This is a genomic window from Acinetobacter sp. YH12136 (assembly GCF_013418545.1).
GTDB lineage: Bacteria > Pseudomonadota > Gammaproteobacteria > Pseudomonadales > Moraxellaceae > Acinetobacter > Acinetobacter towneri.
In genome coordinates this window covers 71754-94691 of the sequence record NZ_VPBV01000004.1, presented here as the reverse complement: position 1 = coordinate 94691, position 22938 = coordinate 71754, and the positions used below count along the sequence as shown (strand labels likewise).

Annotated in this window: 17 protein-coding genes and 4 pseudogenes; 16 read left to right on the top strand and 5 right to left on the bottom strand. The window is 39.2% G+C overall.

Annotation, left to right across the window (positions count from 1 at the left end; genetic code table 11):
* Positions 1-4: 4 nt before the first annotated feature.
* The 9 genes from FTU71_RS03325 to FTU71_RS03285 all read left to right on the top strand — a co-directional run bounded on the left by FTU71_RS03325 (position 5) and on the right by FTU71_RS03285 (position 6135).
* Positions 5-424, top strand: coding sequence for a RidA family protein (locus FTU71_RS03325; RefSeq protein WP_180111388.1), 420 nt, complete (start codon positions 5-7; stop codon positions 422-424).
* Between the two features lie 46 nt (positions 425-470).
* Positions 471-1049, top strand: a complete 579-nt coding sequence (nbaC, locus tag FTU71_RS03320; protein WP_180111386.1) for a 3-hydroxyanthranilate 3,4-dioxygenase — start codon at positions 471-473, stop codon at positions 1047-1049.
* A gap of 139 nt (positions 1050-1188) precedes the next feature.
* Positions 1189-2181: an amidohydrolase family protein gene (locus FTU71_RS03315; RefSeq protein WP_180111384.1), complete on the top strand. Its 993-nt coding sequence runs from the start codon at positions 1189-1191 to the stop codon at positions 2179-2181.
* Positions 2182-2187: 6 nt separating this feature from the next.
* Positions 2188-3165: a LysR substrate-binding domain-containing protein gene (locus tag FTU71_RS03310; RefSeq protein ID WP_180111382.1), complete on the top strand. Its 978-nt coding sequence runs from the start codon at positions 2188-2190 to the stop codon at positions 3163-3165.
* Positions 3166-3330: 165 nt separating this feature from the next.
* Positions 3331-4521 (top strand): OprD family porin, encoded by a 1191-nt coding sequence (locus FTU71_RS03305; protein ID WP_257222440.1) that lies wholly within the window; start codon positions 3331-3333, stop codon positions 4519-4521.
* 105 nt (positions 4522-4626) lie between these two features.
* Positions 4627-4851 carry a DoxX family protein gene (locus FTU71_RS03300; protein ID WP_180111378.1) on the top strand — a complete coding sequence of 75 codons (225 nt, stop codon included), beginning with the start codon at positions 4627-4629 and terminating at the stop codon, positions 4849-4851.
* Positions 4852-4868: 17 nt separating this feature from the next.
* Positions 4869-5324: a helix-turn-helix domain-containing protein gene (locus FTU71_RS03295; protein ID WP_004973749.1), complete on the top strand. Its 456-nt coding sequence runs from the start codon at positions 4869-4871 to the stop codon at positions 5322-5324.
* Entirely contained in the window at positions 5314-5880 is a 567-nt protein-coding gene (locus tag FTU71_RS03290) for an IS630 family transposase (RefSeq protein WP_121533679.1), read from the top strand. Before FTU71_RS03295 ends, FTU71_RS03290 begins: the two co-directional genes overlap by 11 nt.
* A gap of 21 nt (positions 5881-5901) precedes the next feature.
* Positions 5902-6135, top strand: a complete 234-nt coding sequence (locus tag FTU71_RS03285; RefSeq protein WP_257222436.1) for a DoxX family protein — start codon at positions 5902-5904, stop codon at positions 6133-6135.
* A gap of 49 nt (positions 6136-6184) precedes the next feature.
* On the opposite strand, the pseudogene FTU71_RS03280 reads toward FTU71_RS03285, so the two are convergent.
* Positions 6185-6436: pseudogene (locus FTU71_RS03280) on the bottom strand (integrase); the annotation flags it as partial.
* 203 nt (positions 6437-6639) lie between these two features.
* Between FTU71_RS03280 and FTU71_RS03275 the strand changes: the two are divergent.
* The gene (locus FTU71_RS03275; RefSeq protein WP_180111376.1) at positions 6640-9600 is read left to right on the top strand and encodes a DEAD/DEAH box helicase; all 2961 of its coding nucleotides are present in this window, start codon (positions 6640-6642) and stop codon (positions 9598-9600) included.
* An 81-nt stretch (positions 9601-9681) separates the two neighbouring features.
* On the opposite strand, the gene FTU71_RS03270 is transcribed toward FTU71_RS03275, so the two are convergent.
* Positions 9682-10953, bottom strand: a complete 1272-nt coding sequence (locus FTU71_RS03270; RefSeq protein WP_180111374.1) for a tyrosine-type recombinase/integrase — start codon at positions 10951-10953, stop codon at positions 9682-9684.
* 334 nt (positions 10954-11287) lie between these two features.
* Here FTU71_RS03270 and FTU71_RS03265 point away from each other — a divergent pair.
* The 4 genes and pseudogenes from FTU71_RS03265 to purL all read left to right on the top strand — a co-directional run.
* Positions 11288-12025: pseudogene (locus FTU71_RS03265) on the top strand (tyrosine-type recombinase/integrase); the annotation flags it as partial.
* Positions 12026-12047: 22 nt separating this feature from the next.
* Positions 12048-12455: pseudogene (locus FTU71_RS03260) on the top strand (integrase core domain-containing protein); the annotation flags it as partial.
* Between the two features lie 38 nt (positions 12456-12493).
* Positions 12494-12610, top strand: a pseudogene (locus FTU71_RS03255) (OmpA family protein); the annotation flags it as partial.
* Between the two features lie 331 nt (positions 12611-12941).
* On the top strand, positions 12942-16778 hold the full coding sequence (purL, locus tag FTU71_RS03250; RefSeq protein WP_180111372.1) for a phosphoribosylformylglycinamidine synthase: 3837 nt from the start codon (positions 12942-12944) through the stop codon (positions 16776-16778).
* A gap of 26 nt (positions 16779-16804) precedes the next feature.
* On the opposite strand, the gene FTU71_RS14590 is transcribed toward purL, so the two are convergent.
* Positions 16805-16936, bottom strand: coding sequence for a hypothetical protein (locus FTU71_RS14590; RefSeq protein ID WP_256732322.1), 132 nt, complete (start codon positions 16934-16936; stop codon positions 16805-16807).
* Between the two features lie 51 nt (positions 16937-16987).
* Here FTU71_RS14590 and FTU71_RS03245 point away from each other — a divergent pair, with 51 nt between their 5' ends.
* The gene (locus FTU71_RS03245) at positions 16988-18055 is read left to right on the top strand and encodes a 4-phosphoerythronate dehydrogenase (RefSeq protein WP_180111370.1); all 1068 of its coding nucleotides are present in this window, start codon (positions 16988-16990) and stop codon (positions 18053-18055) included.
* Positions 18052-19032, top strand: a complete 981-nt coding sequence (gene epmA, locus FTU71_RS03240) for an EF-P lysine aminoacylase EpmA (protein WP_096902381.1) — start codon at positions 18052-18054, stop codon at positions 19030-19032. The genes FTU71_RS03245 and epmA overlap by 4 nt, the downstream gene beginning before the upstream one ends.
* 170 nt (positions 19033-19202) lie before the next feature.
* Here epmA and FTU71_RS03235 read toward each other — a convergent pair whose 3' ends face one another.
* The gene (locus FTU71_RS03235; RefSeq protein WP_004972751.1) at positions 19203-20438 is read right to left on the bottom strand and encodes a multifunctional CCA addition/repair protein; all 1236 of its coding nucleotides are present in this window, start codon (positions 20436-20438) and stop codon (positions 19203-19205) included.
* Between the two features lie 90 nt (positions 20439-20528).
* Positions 20529-22808: an NADP-dependent malic enzyme gene (locus FTU71_RS03230; protein WP_180111368.1), complete on the bottom strand. Its 2280-nt coding sequence runs from the start codon at positions 22806-22808 to the stop codon at positions 20529-20531.
* Positions 22809-22938 lie beyond the last annotated feature (130 nt).

Genomic DNA, 22938 nt, shown 5'->3' with positions numbered 1-22938 from the left:
TAAAATGCAAAATAAATCAACTGTACTAAAAGACAAAGCTAAACCACGTGGTAAGTTTCCACATATTAAGCGTGCTGGTGATTTTCTATTTGTTTCAGGAACAAGTTCTCGCTTATCAGATAATACATTCGTAGGTGTAAAAGTCGATGAGATGGGTGTAACAGATTTGGATATAAGTGCACAAACCCATGCGGTCATTAAAAATATTGCAGATATTTTGGCTGTTGAAGGTGCAACCTTAGCAGATATTGTTGAAATTTCGGCTTATTTAGTCGATATGAATGATTTTGCACGTTATAACCAAGTGTATGCAGAATATTTTGACTATGATGGTCCTACACGTACTACGGTGGCAGTACATCAACTCCCTCATCCACACTTACGGATTGAAATTAAAGCTGTAGCTTATAAGCCAATTCGCTAATGATAAAAAAATTAATTTATTAATTAGAAAGCCAAGGAGAAATTTCATGGAATTGAAATATGGATTACCAAAGCAATTAGTCCAATGGTCGGAAGAAAATCTTGCTCTTCTAAAACCACCTGTAGCAAATGCTTCAGTATTTAATGATGGCAACTATATCATTAATGTTGTTGGTGGTCCCAATTATCGAAGTGATTTCCATGACAATCCCTATGAAGAGATTTTTTATCAAATTCATGGAAATGCCCATATTATTATATGGGATAGGGGCCAATTTGAGCGCATTGATCTTAAAGCTGGTGATGTTTTCTTACTCCCTGCACATGTTAAACATTCTCCACAGCGTCACGAAAAAGGATTGTGCTTTTTGGTAGAGCTTCCTCGCCCACAAGGGTTCATTGATAAATTCTCTTGGTATTGTGCGGATTGTGCTGACTTGGTTTTTGAAACAAGCGGTCAGTTAACTAATCTAGTTGAAGATCTCCCAATTATGTATAGAAAATTTTATGATTTAGACGATACTGCACGTACTTGTACTCAATGCGGATCTGTTCATCCAGGTAGAAAGGCATCTGAATGGCTTAAATCACTAAAATCTTCGAAAGTAACCAATGCTCAATTTTAAGATTTTATCAAAAAACATTTTTCTATTTAATAGTTGCATATATTTCCCTCTTTTGAATCTTATTAAAAGAGGGAAAAATCAAATATGAGTTACTTAAAAAATATTTATTTTGCTATTTTGGATTAAGGAATACTTTCTTATGATGATAGATATCCATTCTCATTTTTTTCCGAAAATAACTGAGAAGCAAGCCAACAGATTGAATCCAGAAACTGTACCATGGTTAAAAATCAAGTCAGATGGACGAACGGGTAATATTATCTTAAATGGCAAAGATTTTCGACCCGTGTATGATGCATTATGGAGTCCAGAAAGAAGAGTTGAGGAACTTGATCAACAGAATGTTGATATTCAGGTTCTGTGTTCTACACCAGTGACATTCGCATATGCTGAACCGATGAGCCCAAAAGTGGTCGAATGGAACCGTTTGATGAATGATCTGGCTATCGAAATGTGTAGCTATCGCCCTCAACGACTTAAGGCTATGGCCCAAGTTCCGTTACAAGATATTGAGGAGGCATGTAAGGAGTTAAGTCGTGCGAAACGGATTGGACATATCGGTGTTCAAATTGGAAATCATGTCGGTTTGAAAAATCTCGATGATGAGGGGATTTTGACATTCTTACATCATTGTGCAGATGAAAATATGCCTGTTTTTATTCATCCTTGGGATATGATGGGGGGAGATCGTATGCCTAAATGGATGTTGCAATGGCTAGTATCTATGCCAGCTGAAACTCAATTAGGTGTACTGTCGCTCATTTTATCAGGAGCATTTGAACGTTTACCAGAAAATTTAAAAATCTGCTTTGCTCACGGGGGAGGAAGCTTGCCATACTTGATTGGTCGAGTAGACAACGCATGGAAACATCGTGACATTGTACGTGAAGACTGCCCAAACTTACCATCATCTTATTTACGTCGTGTATGGGTAGATTCTGCAGTTTTTGATTCTCTTGCTCTAAATTTTCTGATTGAAAAAATGGGAGAAGATCGTGTCATGCTAGGTTCTGATGCACCTTTTCCTTTAGGTGAGCAAGAAATAGGGCATTTGGTCAAAAACAGTAATTTGTCTGAAGAAAAACAGCAAAAGATTTTGGTTAACAACGCAAAGACATTTTTTAATATCTAATGACCTATGAAGATACTTGATGATCGTGCTTTTAATATTAAAGACATTGCTTTAAATCGTGTAAAGCTGAGACCATTTGTAATATTTAATCAAGTATTGCAATCAGGCTCTATTGTGCATGCGGCTCACCAACTGCACATTACACAGCCTGCAGTGACTAAAGCTATTCAGGAACTTGAGGAACAATTACAGGTTAAATTGTTTGTACGTAAGAAAAATGGTGTAGAGCCTACACCTGAAGGGCACCAGTTAGCAGAGCGCGTTAATCATTTATTAACTCAACTGCGATATCTAGTCGATGATATTAATAGTTTCCGTGGTGGACATGCTGGCCATATTGTTGTTGGTACACTGCTTTCAGGCAGTGTGCGATTATTACCAGAATCGATCATTGAACTTAAGAAACATTATCCAGATATTGTAGTGACGGTCAAAGTTGGCACTATTGAAGAATTGTTTCCAGCTTTATTAAAAGGTGATCTGGATATGGTGGTTGGGAGAATTCCTAGTCAACACTTCAAATTTAATCACCAATATGATTTAGTACATACGGCCTTATTCAGGGAGCAGATCAACTTGGTTGTATCTAAACATCATCCATTGTTAAAGAATGAGCACGTGAGGATAGAAGAGTTGTTGCAATATCCTTGGTTGTTACCTTTACCCGCTTCGGAAATGCGTCAGGCAATTGAAGATTTTTTTAAGCAGAAGGGCTTACCTTTTCCACATAATATTATTGAATCCATGTCTATTTTGACCAATATCATTATTTTGATGCAATCAGAAGCGATTGGTTTTATGGGTGATCATGTAGCGGAATACTTATCTAAAAATAGCATGATCGAAATATTGCCAACTGAAAATTTGGGGCAAATTGTAGAAGTGGGTTATTCACTAAGACCTAATGATGAATTAAGTATAGCCTGTAAAAAAATGATCAACATTATGCATCAGTTATTTGATCAGTCTAAAACTATATCTTGACTAACATTTATATAAAATAGTTATGGATGGATATAGCTGAAATATAAATAACTTTAAGTAACCACTGACTCATCATTCTTTGATAAGTCATCCCCCTTAAGACTATGGGACGCTAAAATGAAAAAAGGACTTTTAACCTGCAGTTTATCTGCATTGGTACTCGCTATGTCTACTGGTCAGGTTTTTGCTCAAAATACTACTGATCAATGGACCTTTACCCTGCGAAATGCTTATATCAATCGCGAGTTTGATTCGACTGACGTGAAAGATACAGGTAGTTGGTCACAAGCAGCTTCGCTGTTCTACAAATCAAATATGATAGATACGCCCCTAGAAATTGCCGATCAGCCGATCAAGGTGGGGGTAGATGCTTCTGTGCAGTATGCCGTTCGATTAAGTGATGACAAGCATGTTTCAGATTCTGTTTTACCATTTAATACCGCAGACAAATCGCAGGCCTCAGATCATCTGAAATATGGAGCAACCTTAAAAGTTGGCTATGATCAAACCCTACTCAGAGTAGGTGAGCTCTGGTTAGATACACCGATTACTTCGGTTGACCGCAGTCGTCAATTATTAACCTCTTACTGGGGAACCAATCTTCAATCGCAAATAAATGATCAACTTAAAGTTGAACTGGGACGTGTAGAAAAAGTATCACCACGTAATGAAGAAAATTTCCGGAAATTCTCAAAAACTGTGAATGGCGTTAAGTATGAATCAGATGGTTTGAATTACATAGACTTACGCTACCAGTTCTCTCCGAGTATCAAAGGTGAATATTATTTTGGTCAGTTAGAAGACCTTTATGATACACACTACGCATCACTTGAACATAACTGGAAACAACCAAAATTTACGATTAATTCAAAAGTTAAATATTTTAATGCTCAAGAAGATAATAGAAATCTAGGTATTAATGCGGGAAACTTTGGGATTTTAGAAACCTTAAAAGTAAATAATCATAGTGTAGGTTTAGGTTATCAGGAAATTAGCGGAGAATCTGCTTATCCATTACCAGATGGTTTCTTACCAGAATTGTATTTTATTAACTGGGGCACAACAGGATTTTTTAAGGAAAATGAAAAGTCCTATCATTTAATTTATAGCTATGATTTTAAGAATTATATGCCTGGTTTAAAAGCCACTTTGAAATATAGCTATGGTAATGATTTTAAAGCTGCGAATGGTAAAAAGAACGAGGAAAGTGAATCAAGTGTCAATTTAAATTATGACTTTCAACAGTCTTATCTGAAAGGTTTTGGTATGCAATTAATTAGGATCGATAATCAGATTAAATATGGTAATGATTTTTCTGAAACTCGATTCTTTGTGAATTATAAAAAGAGTTTTTAGTGAAATTCTAAAAGGCAAAAAGTGAGCTTTCGGGTTCACTTTTTTCTTTGTTAACTTCTAATAACGCCGCGAGAAACAGCGTTTTCAATATAGGTCTAGCATAAAATGAATTTAGATAAGTTGAGATATTATGATTTTCCTGATGCGCAGTCATATCTTTTATTGACCGCGCGTTTATTAATAGTCGTGTTATTCATTAAATTAGGTATTCCCAAGCTGATGCATTTTGATCAAACCGTTCAATATATGCAGTCTCTCGATCTTCCTTTTGCAATATTGGCAGCCTTTAAGTTGACAAAAATAACTAATCATGCGAAAAAGTTTTTTTAGTTAACAGATGTTCACACATGCCTCGAATTGTTTCTGTACCACTTAGTTTAGAACAGCGAGAACGACTCATTTTTCTGGCCAAGCATGCAAAACATTGGCGTGAAAGACAACGTGCCCAAACTATTCTCTGGCTTTCTGAAGGTAAAAGTGTTGCGGAAGTTGCCACTCTACAAGAACGTATCCCAGAAACCATAAGGCTACAACGCCGACGTTGGGAATTGTATGAGTTTGAATCGATTAAAGAAGGTCATCGCTCAGGTCGGCCCAATACATTGATCTCAGACTATCAGGCGAAAATCCTAGATTGGGTCAATACAAGTCCACTCAATGCAGAACAAATCCGAGTCAAACTACATGAAGAATACGAAGTGTCCGTGTCTGTTGAAACCATTCGTAAGTTTTTACGTGATTCAGGTATGGTCTTCAAGCGTACCCGTCATAGCTTGAAAAAAAAGAGATCCGATTGCATTTGAACAAGCAACACAGCAGATTGAAAAATTACGAGAGCAAGCGGCACGTGGTGAAATTATATTAGGTTATGTTGATGAAACAGGGTTTTCATCTACACCTGATAACCGCTATGCGTGGACAAAGATAGGTGATGTTCATGCGGTTGATGCAATAAGATTAAAACGAGTTAATGTCATGGGGTGTTTGCTTTCAACGGGGAAACTGGTGACAAGTTGTTTACAAGAGTCAGTTACAAGCACTTGGTTTTATGCCTATTTAACTGGAATAGCTCAACAAGTAAAACAGACTTATAACCTTCCATTGGTTCTTATTGTTGATAATGCCTCGATTCATAGAAGTAAAAAGATGGCTGATTACAGAGAGCTACTTAAAAGTAACTTTTCGACGAATTTGTATTTTATTCCAGCTTATAGCCCTGAGTTAAATCGAATCGAGATGGTATGGAAGCAGATGAAATATTATTGGCGAGATTTTCAAGTCATGACAGCTGATAAAATAGAGCAATGGGTGGAGAGAGTATCAAACCAATTCGGAAAAGAATACATGTTTACTTTTTAATGACAGCTTATCGCAGTGTTGATGGAAGTATTAGCTCCGTTATTAATTTTGATTGGCTATTATACTCGACCAATCGCAATCGTTTTTGCGTTTTACACACTTGGTTCTGCGATCTTGGGTCACGCATATTGGCAAGTACCTCAGGAGTTGGTTCAGTCCAACATGGTTAATTTCTATAAAAATATAAGTATCGCTGCTGGTTTTCTGTTATTGAGTTTAATAGGACCGGGACGTTTTTCTTTGGATAAAAAATAAATGATTAAAAATTAAATTTATACTAAACAGGCTCATTTCGAGCCTGAAATTAATTTTCCATTGTACAAAACTCAGCCCAATCTGCCATTAAACCTTTACGTTTTTCCAGATAAGCCCCTCGTAAATATGCTGCTTCGACTTCATCAGGTAGTTTGTGGGCAAGTACATGCTCACATACCTCACGAGGGTAGTCTGTTTTGTCGGCTGACCAGTCACGGAATGTAGAGCGAAAGCCATGTATTGTAATAACACGATTTTGCTTCGGATCAAGATAGCCTAAGCCATTTTCTTTTAGCACTTGTCCAAGTATGTTCTAGATCACAGTCATCACTAACATATCAGAAAGGTTTTAACTAGAAACACAGGATATTTTGATTGTGAGTGAATTCAGAATAAGTAAACCTTATAATTGTAATAATATATTTCTATTGATTATTTGCTCTTGTTTTAAATAGTTTCTACTATCATTATAGAACTTATTTAAATAAATCTAACAGGTTAAATATGGGGCTAGTAAGAGTTGATACTGGAAATGATAAGTCAAAAGATCAGATAATTTTATCGTGGAAATCAACCCTTGCTATTCATGAAACAGCCTTAAGGCTACCTCAAAAGTCAGCATTGCTTAAATGTTTAGACTATGATTTAAATGATGAGGAAGAACCTGTAATAATTAATATGCCTACAGGGACAGGAAAAACAGGTGTCATTGCATCATTATTATTTAAAGCAATATTTAAGAGAACGCTAATCGTTGTTCCCTCCGACTCTTTACGGAAGCAAATAAGTGATGATCTAATCGATTTGAAAAAATATATTGCTTGGGGGGTTCTTCCTGAAAATAGTGAACAACCTATTATTTCTAGGTTAGAACCAAAAGATATTGATAAAATTGTTGAACATGATTTAGAAGAACAGTTTATTGTCGTTGCAACATCGCAAATTTTTAATTCATTCCAAGATGAAAATTTGAAGGTTTTTTTAAATCAGTTTGATAGGTTGATCTTTGATGAGGCTCATCATAGTGAAGCCCCAACATGGAAAAAACTTCGTGATAATTTCACCCAAAGAAAAAAGAAGATATTTCAATTTACCGCAACCCCTTACAGAGGAGATGGCAAAAAATTAGAAGGAAAACTCATATATCAATATTCCATTGCAAAAGCTTTTGATGAAGGTATTTTTGAGAAAATTCAATTTGAAGCTGTCAATGAATATTACGACGAGAAATCCGATGGAGTTGTAGCAAGGAAAGCATTGGAAGTATTACAGAAAGATATTTTGGCAGGGCTAGAGCATGTTCTTATGGTTAAAACTTCTACTATTAAGCATGCAAAAGAATTAAAAAAATTATATACCTCTCTAATAAAAGAATATTTCCCTGAAAAAATGGAAGTTTTATTAGCAACCAGCAAAGATGGAATAAATGAAGAAGATAAAAGTAAATTAAAGGAAGGAAAAACACAAATAGTGGTTTGTGTTGATATGTTTGGAGAAGGGTATGATTTACCTAATTTAAAAATATTAGCTTTACATAAAAAATGTAAGAGCTTGCCAATATTTATGCAATTAGTGGGTCGTTTCACAAGGGTTAATAGAACAAAAAAACTAGGTCAAGCAACAATCATCTCAAATGTTGTTGCAGATGATATTGGAGAGCAATTTCAAGAGCTTTATCAGGCTGATGCAGATTGGAACCTATTGATTGGGAGTTTAAGTAAAGAAAAAATGATAGAAGAATTTTTTAGTTCTTCAATTGATGGTGAATATAATCATGAATTGATAAGAAAATTGTTCTCATCAAATTCATTCTATATTAAAAATAGCGCAACAATTTATAAAGAAATTGATGATGATATTAACGAGATTTTTGAAAAAACTAATCTTAAAAAATATTTTAATAAGTTGTCGGATAATTATATTTCTGCAATTTTTAGGGAAGAAAATTTAGGAATTATCTTATCAAGAAAGAAAGTTACCCCTATGTGGGTGTCTAGTGATGAGTTACAATTTGATTTGTTCGATATATTCATATTTCTGAGAAAAGGTACTGACTTATTTGTTCATGGAAGTAATAAGGATTTAGTCCAGAATTTAGCAAAAGAGTTAGGCTATATTAACTTTAGTTTTCCTGAGTTATTTCGAATGTTTTATGATTTAGAACGTTCAGCATTTGCAAATTTAGGTATGTTATCAACATCTAGAAATATAAGATTTAGAATGTTTACTGGTACAGATGTCTACAAAGAATTAACACAGCAAGATTTAAATAATAATGCATTATCAAATTTGTTTGGCCATGGTTACATTGACGGTAAGAAAGCTAGCTTGGGGTGCTCTAGGAAGGGTGTCACATGGTCAATGTCTAGTGCTAACATTTATCAATGGGTCAAATGGTGTGAATCGTTATATGACAAAATTCATAATGGAAATATTCCTATTGATTCATTTGTTAATAATATGCTTGAGCCATTTAGTGTTGAAAACTTAGCTAACTTTAAAATTCTCACAATCTCACCTGTAGATTTAATTTCTAAGGCTGTTAATTTGATACGGATTAGAGGCGAGTTGGGCTTAAAAAAATTAAATTTTAGCTTTTATGAGGTTTTAAATATTAAACAAGATGAAGAGAAAATAAGTTTTTCGATAAAAATTTATTTTGAAGATGATTGTTTTTGTACACTTGATTATATCTATGATTTAACACATGGTTTTATTTTAGTTTCCGAGTCTTATAATGGAATAAAACTTAATTGTGAGTTAGATTTTATTAAGGAACTTCCAAAAAAACTTGGGCTTGTTGCTTGGACTTCAGGTTTTGAAGTAATTAGTTTAAATGAAAAAATTGGTTATAAGAACAAATATTCTTACACATTAGTAAAAGATAATGTAACTGAGTTGGACTGGAATGGGGTGGAGATAAATAAAGAGAGTTGGAAGTTTGGGGCAGTGAAAAACTCTGTTCAGGGTAAAATAATTGATGTACTTCAATCTCAAGAAAATAAGCCGAACATATTGTTCTATGACGATGGTAGTAATGAACTTGCAGATTTAGTTGGATTTTGGATTGATGAAGAACAGCAAAAAGTATGTATGCGTTTATATCATTGTAAATATGCTATAGGTACAAAATCTTCTATTGGAGCTGTGAATGAGCTGGTTCAGCAAACCCTTTCAACTTGTGATAAATTATCTGATGCAGTAAAAGCATTAAAACAATTAAAAATTAGAGAGAATAACACTTATAAAAAGACTAAAAATAGTAGATTCATATTAGGTGAAATGTCAGATTTAGATGCTTTGATTAAAAAGTATAGAACTTATGACGTTACTATAGAAATAGTATTAGTTCAGCCGAGCCTAGATTATTCTGAATTGAATTCTCGTGTTGAATCAGTACTAGGGCAGTTGGCATGTATTATCAAACAGACCTTGAATGCTGAAACTTATTATATTATCAAATAAGTATAATCTCTATAAAACTTGATGAAGGAAAAATATATTAATGCTTCTGCCATTTAAGGCGGAAGTATAGATTTTATGCTATTAATTTTGTGCATTACAAAACTCAGCCCAGTCAGCCATTAATCCTTTACGTTTTTCTAGATAAGCCCCACGTAAATAAGCTGCTTCGACTTCATCAGGTAGCTTATGTGCCAGTACGTGCTCACAAACTTCTCTAGGGTAATCGGTTTTGTCTGCCGACCAATCACGGAATGTTGATCGAAAACCATGTGTTGTAATTACTCGATTTTGTTTTGGATCAATATAGCCTAAGCCATTTTCTTTAAACTTCTGTTCATGCATACGTTTAATTAATGTGGTTAATGACATGTCAGAAAGCATGCCACCACGAGGGGCAGGAAAGATAAAGTCTTGTGGTCGGGTATATTGTTGAATTGATTCAAGCAAAGCGATTGCCTCTTGAGACAACGGAACACGGTGTTCTTTGTCTGCTTTCATCCGTTCTTTAGGAATGATCCAAACTTTATTCTTAAAATCGATTTCCAACCATTTTGCCCCAAAAACCTCGCCAGAACGACATGCAGTTAAAATCGCAAATTCTAGAGCTTTAGGTGAAATTCCTTTTTTCTGTCTCAAGTGCTGAACGAATTCAGAAACCTGTTCATAAGGTAACGATGGGTGAGGGCGTGATTCCTGCTTTAAATTCCCCAAGATTGGCTCGAGGTTACCTTTCCATTCAGCAGGATTATCACCAACAAAATACCCCATGGCCTTAGCATAATCAAAAATGGTTTCTATACGACCACGAATACGTTTAGCTGTTTCGTTCTTCTCAGTCCAGATAGGTCTAAGAACTTCGGCAATATCGACTTTAGTAATTGTACCAATACTGATATCACCTAAAGTTGGGTAAATATAGGTTTCTAATGTAGAAGTCCACTGTCGAATATGCTTTTCATTTTTCAGTTCACGGGCCTTATTGGCAATAACGACTTTTGCACACTCAAGGAATGTTTTGTCACGAAGTTTCTGAACATACAGCTTTTCTAGTTGTTCTTGTTTATGAGCAATTGGATCAATGCCACTTCGTATTTGTAATCTTAATTCAGTTGCTTTGGCACGGGCTTCAGCTAAAGAAATTTCAGGGTAGGGACCGATTCCAATATCGCGGCGATGTGGTTTTAACTTCCCATCTTTATCCAGACGTTTTCCTACTACTGCACGCAAAATCCAGACACGGGAGTTACCTTCAACATTCAGGCAAAGGCCATCAACGCCCCCTACAGTATGTCGCCCAGTCTTCTTTATTTTTGATACACTGAGTGCAGATAGCTCTTTAGATTTCTTTGGCATGTCTTTATTTACCCCACAACCTACCCCTCATAAAATACTGGAAATGGTAGGATGAGACAAGATGTGTTAGGATGATTAAAATGTTAAAACATTGAAATATATATGTTTACAATATTGATTTGGATTGCTTAGGACTATTGTTAGACGGACACCGCTTCCGCCAAACAATACTTTCCAGCGTTGCTTAACGCGCTATAAGCGATTGATTATAGTGGTTAAAGTTGGAATGTAACAGTACGACGCACGTTGACACTTGACGTAAATCGACAGTTATAAAGTAGTAAGAAATGTAGTAAGTTAAAACTTACTACATTTTTTTTGCGTGGTTTTTACAATGGCACGTACTCAAAATAAGCTCACAGCGCTACAAATTAAAAAACTTAAGGCTGATCCGCAAAAGAGTATAAAGATAGGGGATGGTGGGAACCTGTATTTTCGTATTGATCCGAATGGAAGTCGGTATTGGATATTTAATTATACTCGCCCATATACGAGCAAGCGTAATGAAATGTCACTAGGCACATATCCTGAGATGTCCTTGGAAGAAGCTCGTAAAGTTCGAGATGAATACAAAGTGCTCATTCAAAAGGGTATTGATCCAGCAGCACAACGTTTGCAACATAAACACCAGCGCAAACATGAGCTAGATCATACTTTTCAGGTGATCGCAGGAAAGTGGCTTGAAAAAAGAGCGGTAGAAAAGAAAGAAGATAGTGAAACGATTCGTCGTTTAAATCATGATGTCTTGCCATTTATTGCAAACTTAACCTTTGATCAATTAACTTTGGAGGTGCTAGAAGATCGGGTATTTCAGCCTATTCTCGAGAGGAAAGCATACGCTGTTGCAAAAAGGTTGAAGTCAGACTTAAATCAAATCTTCAAATTTGCTCGAAAAAGAAAACTCATTACTTATAATCCGATTGAGGATATTGAACTCCCATCACCACCAAAGAAAAATCATGCCGCAATTGTTGAACCACGTGAGTTAGCTTTACTTGTTAAGGCTGTATGGGGCTACGGTGAACTACATCCTAGAAGTTTAATTACGACCCAAATTTCAATAAAAAAGTCTCCGACAAACCCGGTACGGTTCAGTATCAACACGTATGAATACAGATATGGTGCTCGATGCACTGGAGCAAGCATTGCATGATCGAGGCATGCCAAAGAACGTGATTCATCATAGTGACAGAGGCGTGCAATATCTTTCCATTCGTTATACCAATCGTTTAGAAGCAGCAAATTTACGAGCATCAGTCGGTACGACCGGTGATTCATACGATAATGCTTTGGCTGAAACGGTGAATGGCTTATACAAAACAGAGGTGATTGAATATTTAAAAGCGGATTGGCAAGGTTTAGCGGATGTACAACTTGCGACACTAAACTGGGTAGATTGGTTCAATAAAAAGCGTGTACACAGTGCACTGGGTTATGTATCACCTTTTGAGTTTGAAGCAATGTACTATGATAAGATTAACCCGTTAGGTCAGGTGGCCTAACTTAAATAAAAAAGTCTCCGACAAACCCAGTACGGTTCAGTATTGCGATAACGCATTTAAGCACCGAAGGTCAAGGTTCTAATCAGCCTGTCGCAGACAATACAACGCCACAAGGACGTAAGAAAAATCGACGTATTGAATTTGAGGTGCTTTGATTAGTTGATATTGAGCAAGGCGGAAGTTGAGCGTCATGTCCTGATCTTTAGAGCATCTGTGTGTAAACAGATGGCATAGAAAATAAAAACAGCATCAATCATTCAGTAATTTCCACAGTGAGAGTGCTTTGTGCAATTTAAAGCACGAATCTTGAATACATTGATCTGAAATAGAGGCTTTAAATCAACATTCGGAAGTTTTACTGCCGAAACGCGCCAAGAAAACCATTTTCCATCTAGCTGATTATGGCATTTCACAGTAGAATATGCGCTCTCTTCAAGTCACATTGTGGCATGGTCCAAAAGATCAGCCCGTGGAGCCAAAATCAGCATGTTTATCGTTGCCGGTGCACCTGCACATTCATCTTTTAAGAAAACTCAACTCTTAAACCGTTTAGCGTCAATGAGTTCTGTTCAATCTTTCGATAGCCAATGGGTTTATTTATTTGACCAAGCGCTCGACGAGCAACAACAGCAATCTGCTTTACAGCTTTTAAACGATGGTGCATCTTTTGAATTACGCCAAGCTGCAAGTGATGAAGTTCAAATTTTAGTGACACCACGTGTGGGCACAATTTCTCCTTGGTCATCAAAAGCAACCGATATTTTTGCCAACTGTAATACGCCTGTACACCGCCTAGAACGCGGTGTTTTGTTTACCTTAAAAGGTATTACAGACGTTTCAAACGAAGTAAAACAAGTATTGCATGACCGCATGACCGAAAGTGTGTTTAACCACATTAACGATGCTGCAGCGTTATTTGTTGAAACTGAACCAAAACCTTTAAATAGCATTGATATTTTGGGTGAAGGCAAAGCGGCATTGGTAAAAGCCAACAGTGAGTTTGGTTTTGCCTTGTCTGATGAAGAAATTGATTATTTAACCGAAGCATTTATCAAGTTAGGCCGTAATCCGCATGACATTGAATTGATGATGTTTGCACAAGCCAACTCTGAGCACTGCCGTCACAAAATCTTTGGTTCTGAATGGACAATTGATGGCGAAGCACAGCCATTGTCATTGTTCCAAATGATCAAAAATACTTATAAAGAATCACCAACAGACGTATTGTCGGCTTACAAAGACAACGCTTCGGTGATTGTTGGTTTTGATACGCAGCGTTTCTATCCGAAAAAAGATGCTGCAACAGGTCACTACGTTTATAAATATAAGAGCCAAGCTGCCCACATTCTTATGAAAGTGGAAACACACAACCACCCAACTGCAATTGCACCATTTGCAGGTGCTGCGACAGGTTCGGGTGGTGAAATCCGTGATGAAGGCGCGACAGGTCGTGGTGGTAAACCAAAAGCAGGTTTAACAGGCTTTACAGTATCGAATTTAAATATTCCTGGTTTTGAACAGCCTTGGGAAGAAAACTATGGCAAGCCTTCACGTATGGCATCGCCATTACAAATTATGATTGAAGGCCCATTGGGCGGTGCAGCGTTTAACAACGAATTTGGTCGTCCTGCGTTAAATGGTTACTTCCGTACTTTCGAGCAAAACGTGAATGGTGAAGTAAAAGGCTTCCATAAACCAATCATGATTGCAGGTGGTTACGGCAACATTCGTCCAGACCATGTCGAAAAAGACCCAATTCAGCCAGGCGATTTATTAATCGTTTTAGGCGGCCCTGCGATGTTGATCGGTTTAGGCGGTGGCGCTGCATCTTCTGTAGATAGCGGAACCATGGGTGAAAATCTTGACTTCGCTTCAGTACAACGTGAAAACCCAGAAATGGAACGCCGTTGCCAAGAAGTGATTGATACATGCTGGCGTTTGGAAGATGCTAACCCAATCGTATCAGTGCATGACGTGGGTGCAGGTGGTATTTCGAACGCAATGCCTGAGTTGGTGAATGATCACGAACTAGGTGCTGTACTTGATTTGCGTAAGATTCCATCTTTAGAACCAGGCATGTCACCAATGGAAATTTGGTCAAACGAAGCGCAAGAGCGTTATGTATTGGCCATCCGTCCAAGTTCTTTAGAATTATTTGAATCAATCTGTGCGCGTGAGCGTTGTCCGTTTGCAGTATTGGGTGAAGCGACAGAAGCGCGTCATTTAACGGTTGAAGATCCACTGTTCAATAACAAAGCTGTAGATATGCCAATGCAGGTCTTGTTAGGTGGTACGCCACGCATGAGCCGTTCTTATGAAAGCATTGAGCGTCAAGGTGATGATTTTGATGCAGCTCAAGTTACTGATCTGAAAGATGCGATTTACCGTGTCATCAAGAATCCAACTGTTGCTTCTAAATCATTCCTAATCACGATTGGTGACCGTTCAATTACAGGTATGGTTGCACGTGATCAGTTGGTTGGCCCATGGCAGGTGCCTGTTGCAGATGCAGCAGTAACCACTACCAGCTTGCAAGGCTTTACAGGTGAAGCAATGGCGATGGGTGAACGTCCACCTGTAGCTTTATTAAACCCTGCAGCATCTGCGCGTTTGGCAGTGGCAGAATCTATTTCCAATATCATGTCAGCCAAAATTGACCAGATCAGCGACATTAAATTATCTGCAAACTGGATGGCAGCAGCAGGTCAAAAAGGCGAAGACCAAGCTTTGTTTGAAGGTGTAAAAGCCATTGGTATGGAAATGTGTCCTGCGCTAGGAATTGCAATTCCAGTAGGTAAAGACTCATTGTCTATGCGTACCACTTGGAATGACGAAGGTGTTGATAAATCTGTAACTTCACCAATGTCAGGTGTAATTACTGCATTTGCACCAGTGACCGATGTACGTAAAACACTAACCCCTGAATTGAAAAATACCGATTCAGTATTGGTACGTATTGACTTGTCTAAAGGTCAGTTCCGTTTAGGCGGTTCAATTTTAGCGCAAGTGTATAAAGCTATTGGTTCAGTAACACCAGATGTCGATAACTTTGACGAATTCAAAGCATTCTTTGCTTTGGTACAAGACTGGAATAACCGTGGCTTGATTCAAGCTTATCACGACATTGGTGATGGTGGTTTATTGGCAACTGTAACAGAAATGATGTTCGCTTCACGTTTAGGTGTGGCGTTAGAAGATCAATCTGTTGCGGCATTGTTTGCTGAAGAAATTGGTGCAGTACTACAAATCTCTAAAGCAGACTGGGCTAACTTAGCTGCTGAAGTTGCTGCATCTACTTTGAAAGATGCGATTTCGGTAGTCGGTACAGTTAATAGCACAGACCAACTTGCTGTAAATGGCTTGGTGCTTGAACGTGCCGATTTGCAAGCGGCTTGGAGTGAAGTATCACACCAAATCCAGCGTTTACGTGACAACTCAGAAACTGCTGATCAAGAATTTGCTTTGATCACAGACAAAAACCACAAAGGCTTAATTGCTCAACCGACATTTGACTTAAATGAGCCAGTTGAAGCGCCATACATCAACACACGTCGTCCTAACATGGTGATTTTACGTGAACAAGGCGTAAACGGTCATGTAGAAATGGCGGCAGCATTTGACAAAGTCGGCTTTAACACCGTTGACGTACACATGAGTGACTTGCTTGCAGGGCGTGTCGATTTAGACGACTTTGAAGGCTTAGTGGCGTGTGGTGGTTTCTCTTACGGTGACGTATTAGGTGCTGGCGGTGGCTGGGCGAAGTCAGTCTTGTTCAACCCGAAATTACGCGACCAGTTTGAGAAATTCTTTAACCGTCAAGAAACGTTCTCACTGGGTATCTGTAACGGTTGTCAAATGTTGTCACAATTAGCACCACTCATTCCAGGTGCAGAAGCGTGGCCACGTTTCCATCGCAATACTTCAGAAGTGTTTGAAGCGCGTAGCGTTAACGTCCGTGTGGAAAAATCAAACTCTGTATTATTGCAAGATATGGAAGGCTCGATTTTACCAATCGCAGTGGCACATGGTGAAGGTCGCGTCGTTGCACCAGAAGCTAATTTGGCAGCCTTGAACGCAGGCAACCAAGTGATTTTACGTTATGTCGATAGCCACGGAAATGCGACTCAACATTATCCAATGAACCCGAATGGTTCGCCAGAAGGTATTTCAGGCGTAACTTCAAAAGATGGTCGTGCAACAATTATGATGCCGCACCCTGAACGTAATTTCCGTGCGCTTCAACATTCTTGGAAACCTGAAGAATGGACTGAAGATGGTGCATGGTTACGTATGTTCCGCAATGCGCGTAAATTTATTGGTTAAGATTTAACTCGCTTAATCTATAGCAGTCAGCCACCTTCGGGTGGCTGATTTTTTTGCTGTGAATATGCAACTTTTATATAGACGTGCATGTTTCCACCTAAATGAATCGTCGGCTTGCTGTTCAACAATTCTGCATTAATCTCAACAATCATAGTCATCCTAGACAACTCAAGCTATCATAAACAAGCAAACACACATGGGATGGCGTTATGAAAATCATTGCAGATGAAAATCTGGCATATACCGATTATTTCTTTGCAGATTTGGCAGAAATAGAGCACAAGGCTGGACGCCGTCTAACGCATCAAGATGTGCAAGATGCTGATGCGCTGCTAGTTCGTTCCGTCACCCAAGTGAATGCAGCATTGATTCAACAGACCGCGCTTCAATTTATTGGCAGCGCGACCATTGGCACAGACCACCTTGATATCCCAGCCATCGAGCAGCAGGGCATTGCATGGTCAAATGCGGCAGGTTGTAATGCGCAGGCGGTGAGTGAGTATGTGATTACCGCATTGCTTCATCTCGAGCCTGAATTACTACATGCCAATCAAAACTTTAAACTTGGCATTATTGGACTGGGCAATGTCGGCTCGCGCTTGGTCAAAATGGCACAATTATTAGGTTGGGATGTCATCGCATACGATCCATTTGTGCAGTTGCCCAATGTGCAGCAATGTGACTTAGATGCACTATTACAACAGGCAGATGCAATTTCCATTCATGTGCCATTAACAGAAACTGGTGAACATCCTACTCATCATTTAATTAATGCAGCGCGTTTGGCATGTATGAAGCCTCAAGCCATTCTGATTAATTCAGCGCGTGGGCCAGTGGTAGAAGAAGCGGCTTTAATGCAGGATATTCAACATACTCAGCGTTTAGTGGTATTAGATGTTTTTGAATATGAACCTGAAATCTCTGCAGAATTATTAGATTTGCTTGCTTTGGCAACCCCGCATATTGCAGGGTATAGCCTAGAAGGCAAGGCACGCGGCACACAAATGATTTATCAGGCTTTTTGTGAAAATTTTGGTTTAGATGCCACAAAACAATTTGAAACTCAATTGCCAAGCTGCGCGCAATATTTCAAAACCCAATATTTGAAAAATAGTCTGCATGCACATTTAAGTCAAATTTATGATATTGCACAGGATGATGCCAATTTACGTGCCTGTGTCAAAGCGGGCAAAGTTGAGCAGCAGGCTTTTGATCATTTAAGAAAAACCTATCCTCTGCGTCGTGAATGGGCAGCACACGGAGGCCCGCAAGCATGAGTTCAAATCTCCAATATCAACCAACTTGCGACTTAAACAGCATGCGCGCACGTGCACAATTGTATGCACAAATACGCCAGTTTTTTGCGGAACGTGAAGTACTTGAAGTTGAAACGCCAATTTTGTCACAGGCAGGAGTGACAGATGTGCATTTGGCTTCAGTGCAAGCACAGCGCCATGTGCAGGGCAAATTGCATACGCACTATTTACAGACCTCACCTGAATTTGCCATGAAGCGTTTATTGGCCAGTGGTAGTGGTGCTATTTATCAAATTTGCAAAGTCTTTCGTGATGATGAGCATGGACGTAAACACAACAGCGAATTTACCATGTTAGAATGGTATCGTCCCGAATTTAGCCTGAAAGAGCTTATGTTTGAGGTGACAGATTTACTTAATTTGACGTTAAAACAACGCTTTGGCGAAGTACGTCCAACAGTGTTGAGTTATAAACACGCATTTATGGATCGTTTGGATTTAAATCCTTTACAGGCAAGTCTGCAACAATTGAAAGACTGCTGTCATCGTGTGGGTTTGCATCTGGATTTGGGTGATGACCGTCTAGGCTACATCGACCTATTGTTTTCACATTTTGTAGAACCAAGTTTGGGCTTTGATGCTCCTGTATTTTTAACCGATTTTCCACCTGAATTAGCATCTTTGGCTAAAACCAGAACAGATGATGATGGGGAATTGGTCGCAGCCCGTTTTGAGCTATATATCGAAGGTTTAGAGCTTGCCAATGCCTATGATGAATTGATTGATGCTACTGTGCTGCGTTCTCGTTTTGAAGCCGATAATGCAGAACGCGCACAACTTGGTTTACATGTGATGCCAATTGATGAATATTTATTGGCTGCGTTGCCGAACATGCCTGAATGTTCAGGTATCGCCTTGGGCATAGATCGCTTATTGATGATTGCAACTGAGCAGATGCGTTTAGAGCAAGTGATTAGCTTTCCTGCGCAGCTTGCCTAAAAGCAAAAGACAGTTTCTTATTTCAAGAAGGATTAATTTGAGCTAAAAAGCCGTAGCTTCTATATTTTAGAAGATTACGGCTTTTCGATCAGAAATTTAGGCTGACTTAAATAGGTTAAGAATGATAGATCAAAGAACGCATGTAATGACGTTCTATAGACTTAAATAGCCTAAGCAGTAGCAGCCAAGTGACGTGCCTTTAATTGCTCAATCGCTTTAATGCGTCGTTCAATCAGCATTTCACCAATATCGGGGCCTTGGACATCGGCAGGTAAGTCTTGCGCCTTAATGCTGCGTACCACTTGAATCGCTTCCAAAATATAGCTCGCTTGCGGATAGTCACGATCTTCCAAACCTAAACGCCCACGAGAGTCACATTCACAGGCTTGTACAAAGGCTTCTACACGCTCAGGACGACGCAAGACATCCAAACGCTGTAATAAGCGCCATAACGTGCCAGGCTTTAAGCTCAATGCTTGGTGGCATTTTAAATGCTCTTTACATACAGCAAGTGCAAGTTGTTTGGTATTGGTCGGTACGCGCAGGCGTTCACACACTTCCGTTACAGGTCGAATCCCACGTTCTTCATGCATAATGTGCCGTGGTAATTCATCGGCAGGGGTCAAGGCCTTGCCTAAATCATGCAATAACACTGCAAAGCGTACATCGAGTGAGTAATTGGCACGACAGGCTTGTTGTAGTGACATCATGGTGTGCACACCACTGTCAATTTCAGGGTGATATTCAGGACGCTGTGGAATACCGAATAAAGCATCTAATTCAGGAAATAAAACTTTTAAAGCACCACAGGCACGCAATGTTTCAAAATAAACATCGGCACGTGCTTCCATTAAGGCACGTGAAGTTTCTTTCCATACGCGTTCAGGTGTCAGCGCATGTAACTCACCAGATTCTGCCAACTCTTGCATTAATAACAAGGTTTCAGGTGCAACCACAAAGCCTAAAGCATGATAACGTGCTGCAAAACGAGCAATACGCAGCACCCGTAACGGGTCTTCTACAAAAGCATTGGAAACATGGCGCAGCACTTTATTGCACAGATCTTGCTGTCCACCGTAAGGGTCGTAGACATTGCCATCACTATCCATTGCCATGGCGTTAATGGTTAAATCACGACGGATTAAATCTTCTTCTAAGGTCACGCTTGGGTCGGTATGAAATTCAAAACCGTGATAACCGTGTCCAGATTTGCGCTCAGTGCGAGCAAGTGCATATTCATCTTTGGTTTCAGGATGAAGAAAAACAGGGAAGTCTTTGCCCACAGGTTGAAAGCCTTGAGCCAAAAGTTGTTCGGGCGTTGCGCCAACGACAACATAATCTTTTTCGTGATAGGGATGCCCGAGTAAGTGATCTCGAACTGCACCGCCTACTAAATAAACTTGCATGAAAAAACCTCTATTCTTCAAGCAATCATGCTACAGAATAGAGGTTTTCTCAAGTCTATAATTCTGAGTCAGTCACTCAGAAATATAGGTTTATGCTTTAACTTGTGCTGTTTGTTGAATTTCAGCAACAGTGAGGGCAGTCATATTCACAACACGACGTGTCGTTGCAGTCGGAGTCAAAATATGTACAGGTTTTGCTGCACCTAACAAGATAGGGCCAATCGTAACATTGTTACCTGAAGTCGATTTCAACAAGTTAAATGAAATATTGGCAGCATCTAAGTTCGGCATAATCAACAAGTTTGCAGAACCTTTGAAGCGTGAGTTCGGGAAAGCAAAATGACGGATATTTTCGTCTAATGCTGCATCACCGTGCATTTCACCTTCAACTTCAAGCTCAGGTGCAATCTCACTCAAGATTTCAAAGACTTTACGCATTTTTCGTGCGCTAGAGTCTTGTTGGTCAGAACCAAAACTTGAGTGAGAAAGTAGAGCAACGCGTGGTGTCATACCAAAACGGCGTACTTCTTCAGCCGCTAAAAGTGTCATTTCAGCCAACTGTTCAGCAGTTGGGTTTGTGTTGACATAAGTGTCGGCAATGAACAAGTTGCGATCTTCAAGCATCAATGCGTTAAGGGTAAAGAAGTTAGTACGACCTTCTTTTAGACCAATCACATTTTTTACGAAATCAAGGTGAATATCGTAGCTAGAATAAGTACCACATAACATACCATCGGCTAAACCATGTTTCACTAACATTGCTGCAATGAGGGTAGAGCGACGACGTGCTTCACGCTGCGCGTATTCAGGTGTAACGCCTTTACGCTGCATGATGGTGTAGTAATCATCTGCAAATTTTTCGTAGTTAGGGTTGCTTTCCTGGTCTACTATTTCCATATTCACGCCATGTTCAAGACGTAAACCTAACTTTTTGATGTTCGCTTCAATCACTGAGGTACGACCTACAAGGATTGGTTTAGCCAAGCCTTCATCCACTGCAATTTGTACTGCACGAAGTACGCGTAAGTCTTCACCTTCTGCATAAGCAATACGCTTAGGGTCAGTTTTTGCTTGAGCAAAAATAGGCTTCATCATAAATGCCGAGTTATATACAAACTCAGACAAACGCTGACGGTATGCAGAGAAGTCTTGAATTGGACGACTTGCTACACCTGAATCCATTGCCGCTTGAGCAACTGCAGGTGCAATTTCAAGAATTAAACGCTGATCAAGTGGACGTGGAATTAAATAGTCACGACCGAATGATGCAGATTTTTCACCATAAGTCGCAGCATCTGCTTCAATGTGTGCCATGCGTGCAATTGCGTGTACACAAGCAATTTTCATTTCTTCGTTGATGGTAGTTGCGCCAACGTCTAATGCACCACGGAAAATATACGGGAAGCAAAGTGCGTTGTTAACTTGGTTCGGGTAGTCCGAACGACCAGTCGCCATAATCACATCTGGACGTACTTCATGCGCATGTTCAGGTAAGATTTCTGGATCTGGGTTAGCCAAAGCAAAGATAATTGGATTTTCAGCCATTTCTTTGACCATAGCTTTGGTCAAGATACCCGCTGCAGAAAGACCAAGGAACATATCCGCACCGCTAATTACATCAGCAAGTTGCGTTCCTTCAATGTCTTGCATATAGCGTTTTTTCGAGTCATCCAAACCTTCACGTTTGGTGGTGATTAGACCGCGCGAATCTGCAACAATGATATTTTCTTTTTTCGCGCCCAATGCACACAACAGGTCTAAACAAGACAGTGCGGCTGCACCTGCACCTGAAGCAACGATTTTGATTTCTTCAATCTTCTTGCCGTTAAGTAACAAGGCATTGAGTAGGGCAGAACCTACAATGATTGACGTACCGTGTTGGTCATCGTGGAACACAGGAATATTCATGCGTTCACGAAGTTTTTGCTCAATGTAGAAACATTCTGGTGCCTTGATGTCTTCAAGGTTAATACCACCAAAAGTTGGTTCTAGTGCTGCAACAATATCTACAATTTTGTCTGGATCATTTTCAGCAATTTCGATGTCAAATACATCGACACCAGCAAACTTTTTAAAGAGTACGCCTTTACCTTCCATCACAGGTTTAGACGCCAAAGGACCGATATTACCTAAACCTAATACTGCTGTACCGTTACTAACGACAGCAACCAAGTTACCGCGAGCGGTATAAAGTGCAGCTGTTGAAGGATCACGTTCAATCTCTAAACATGGTGCTGCGACACCTGGTGAGTAAGCGAGCGCTAAGTCACGTTGGTTGACCAGCTGCTTACTTGGAGTAACGCTGATTTTTCCTGGTGTTGGAAATTCGTGATAGTAAAGTGCCTGCTGTTTTAATGATTGATCGTCCATCTGAATCTCGTGTGTGACAAGTTGGCCAGCGATGCTGGTGGTTTTTTTATGAATCTTATCGAATATACCATTACTTGCCCCCTTAGCACAGACGTCACTGTTTATTTTTAGAACAAACTTAGAGCTTTTG